The organism is Pseudomonas sp. P7548 (genome assembly GCF_013386585.1).
Taxonomy (GTDB): domain Bacteria; phylum Pseudomonadota; class Gammaproteobacteria; order Pseudomonadales; family Pseudomonadaceae; genus Aquipseudomonas.
Window position 1 is genome coordinate 1 of the sequence record NZ_JACARO010000069.1, and the last position, 3,263, is coordinate 3,263.

Here is a 3,263-nt window from a genome sequence, read left to right on the forward strand (position 1 = left end):
TGGCCGATGAAGTGCGCAACTTGGCTCACCGTACCCAGGAGTCAGCCGAGGAGATCCACAAAATGATCACCTCGCTGCAAGTGGGCTCGCGTGAAGCGGTGACCACCATGAACGCCAGCCAGTCTTCCAGCGAGGAAAGTGTTGAAGTGGCCAACCAGGCCGGTGCGCGCCTGGTCAGCGTGACGCAGCGGATCGTCGAGATCGACGGCATGAACCNNAAGCAACTGGTCGACAGCTTCAAGATCTGACGCGTTGATTGGACGGGCAGGAGCGAGCCACCTCGCTCCTGCTGTTCAACTGAATAGCCGGCGCACATTCTCCAAGGCGCTGTCGGCGAATGCCTGAACAAACGCTTCAAAACCTGCGTGTGCCGTTTCGACGGGCTCGGCAATAATCGTCCACACCACTTTCGAACACTCTGTGCCATGGGCCTCCACGCTCATCGCCGCCCACAGCCTGGCGATCCCTAGCGTGTTGTAGAGGGTGGTCCAGGTCATGTGCATGGCCTGCTCATCACGGCTGTTGAGTTGCTCCACGACGCAATGGCCGTCCTTGAAGAACTTCGTGCGTAAAGCTCCTACTCCAGTGCCGGTCATTTCGATACGGGCCAGGGCAGGAATGAACCTATCGAAGCGGGCGAACTGGCCCACCACATCCCACACGCGGGCAGCACTGCTGGTGACAACGGCAGCGGCCACTACCGGTCTGGCCTGTGGGTTGCGAATCAATGTATCGGGTTGCAGCGGTTTCATGAGGTTTTCCTGACGCGGTTTACAAAAAGCCGATGGTCTTGAGGTAGTTGCACCCTTTGCTCAGCAAGAGAGGGTCTTTTGCCGGGTACTGTTCACCCATCCGTTGAACACCTCGCCGCGCGTTGTCATGCAGAATCATCGAGGTGTCACCGATGTCGTCCCCCAGGGTATCGAGATAGAACCCGAGCACGCCGAACAGCGCGTTGTCCTGGCCCACCGTACGCAGTGCCTGTTGCCAGTGCGCAACGTCTACCCGCTCAAACAGGCAGCCTGCGCGGTTGAACGCGTCCAGGTACTCTGCCCAGCTCAAGGGCTGTGGGTTATGCAGGTTGAACACATGTGCGGCAGAGTGAAATTCACCGCAGTGCGTTGCAATGAAGCGGGCGAAGAAGTCTACCGGCATCAGGTCGAAGTTCAGGTCCAGCTCAGGCACCATGCCCAGTTGCAGCGAACCTTTGAGCATCAGCATCAGGCGGTTCCGGTGGGGTTGGCAGACACCGTTGCGCGTGTTGAAACTGATATTGCCGGGGCGGTGGATATTCACCCACGCGCCTTGTTCGATCGCGCGCCCCAACTGTCGCTCGGCCACCCATTTGGAAAGGTTGTAGCCGTTCTTGATGAACACCGGTGGTGTCGCCACGGCGGGAGCTTCCAGGACATGCCCCTGTGCATCGCGGCTGCTGGAGGCCGACAGCGTCGAGATAAAGTTGAAGACTTTCTTGCAGTGGGTTTCGCACAGCCGCACGCACTCGGCTATCGGCGCGACGTTGTCCGGGGCCAGAGACGCGTAGTCCATCACATGGTTGACGTGTGCGGCGTTGTGCACGAGTACCCCGTAATTGCGCGCCAGGTCGTTGTAGCGCTCGCAGGTCAGGCCTAAGCGGGGCCGGCTGATATCGGCTGCGTATACCTGCACTCGGCTCAGGTCCAGGTGTTCCAGTTGATACTCGCGCAGGGCGTCGGCAAAGCGGGTATCCGCCGCACGCTCGGGTGATTCACGTACCAGGCACGCAACGTGTGTGGCGCCGCCCGCCAGAAGCGCCTGCACGATATGCACACCGACAAAACTGTTGGCCCCTGTGACGATGACTTTGCGCGGGTTACCGACGTGATCGCCGGGCAGCGTTTTGAAGTCCCATTCCCGCTGAGCATCATATGAAGCCTGGTCGGTCACCCTGTCGGGCATCACGCCGTCTTCCATCAGCACCGCAAGCGTGCGAATCGTTGGGCTTTCAATAAAGTGACTCAGGGAAAAACTGCGCCCAAACTGATCGCGAATCCGCAGCAACAAGGTCGACAGCAGCAAGGAGTGGCCGCCAAGGTTGAAGAAGCTCACGTCGATGGGCAACCCGTCGGAGGGCCGTTCCAGCAATTCGCTCCACAGGTCGGCCAGGTGCGTTTGCAGGGGCGTTCGTGCCGTGTCGGCAGCGGCACATGCAATGCGTGTGACCGGCCATGCAAGCAAAGCCTGGCGATCGACCTTACCGTTGTCGGAGCATGGCATGCGCGGCAACTCCGTCCAGATCTGAGGGCGCATGTAATCTGGCAGCCATTGCTGTGCGTACTCGGCCAGGCAGGCGACAGTGGCCCCCGTTTCGGGTTGGCTGGCAAATCCCCGGATCCGCTGATCATCATCAATCACCACGGTCACTTGGCGAAACAGACGGCTGTTGCGCACACACTGTTCGATCTCCTGGGGGGTCACTCGAAAGCCACGTATTTTCACCTGCTGGTCGCGGCGTCCGCCCAGTTCGATGCCGTCTGCTGTCCACTTTGCCAAATCGCCGCTGCGATAGGCTCGCAGGGTTTGCCCTCCGGGAATGTCCAGTTCCAGGAAGGGGCCGTTTGCCTGTTGAGGCCTGCCCACATAGCCAAGGCTTACGCCAGGGCCGACGATGTACAACTCGCCCATGACGTGCTCACCGACCGGCTGCAGGTCGTCATCGAGTATCAGTACCTGGCAGTTGGCGATGGGACGACCGAGGCTACGATTACCGTCGCCAGGGCGCAGCGTGCGATGGGTGACCAGTACGGTGGTTTCGGTGGGGCCATAAAGGTTGTGCAAGTGGCATTGTTGCGCCAATCGATCGATCACGCAGGGCTCACAGGCCTCGCCACCGGTGAACAGGTGTGTCAGGCCCAGCGGTTGCTTCAGGGGCAGGATGCTGAGCAACGCCGGTGGCAGGAAACCGTGGGTGATGTGCTGCTGGCGGATCAGTGCCAGCAGTTGTTGCGGGTCGCGGCGTTGCTCTGCAGTCGGGACGACCAATGTTGCGCCGGCGATCAAGCTGGGGAAAATATCGATCAGCGAGGAGTCAAAACTCAACGGCGAAAATTGCAGGACTCGACTGTTTTCGTCGACGGCCATGCGGCGACGAAACCACGTCGAGAAATGCGCAAGATTACCTTGGCTCAGCAAGACGCCCTTGGGCTGGCCAGTCGTTCCCGATGTGTAGAGCACCATGCACGGCAGGGCGGCAGCGGGGCGCTTGCGCATCAGCGGCGTTATGG

2 protein-coding genes and 1 pseudogene are annotated in these 3,263 nt (G+C 60.3%); 1 reads left to right on the forward strand and 2 read right to left on the reverse strand.

Annotation, left to right across the window (positions count from 1 at the left end; all coding sequences use genetic code 11):
• Window positions 1-215 (forward strand): annotated as a pseudogene (locus HX803_RS24380) (methyl-accepting chemotaxis protein); the annotation flags it as partial.
• A 78-nt stretch (window positions 216-293) separates the two neighbouring features.
• Here the strand turns inward: HX803_RS24380 and HX803_RS24385 are convergent.
• Both HX803_RS24385 and HX803_RS24390 read right to left on the reverse strand, forming a co-directional pair.
• Window positions 294-752, reverse strand: a complete 459-nt coding sequence (locus tag HX803_RS24385) for an SRPBCC family protein (RefSeq protein WP_178924224.1) — start codon at window positions 750-752, stop codon at window positions 294-296.
• Between the two features lie 19 nt (window positions 753-771).
• Window positions 772-3,263, reverse strand: a 2,492-nt coding sequence (locus HX803_RS24390) for a thioester reductase domain-containing protein (RefSeq protein WP_178924226.1), incomplete at its 5' end; no start/stop codon positions are given.

Bases quoted from the DNA above. Each gene is read 5' to 3' on its own strand.
- HX803_RS24385 (WP_178924224.1), bottom strand. From the start codon at position 752: ATGAAACCGCTGCAACCCGATACATTGATTCGCAACCCACAGGCCAGA.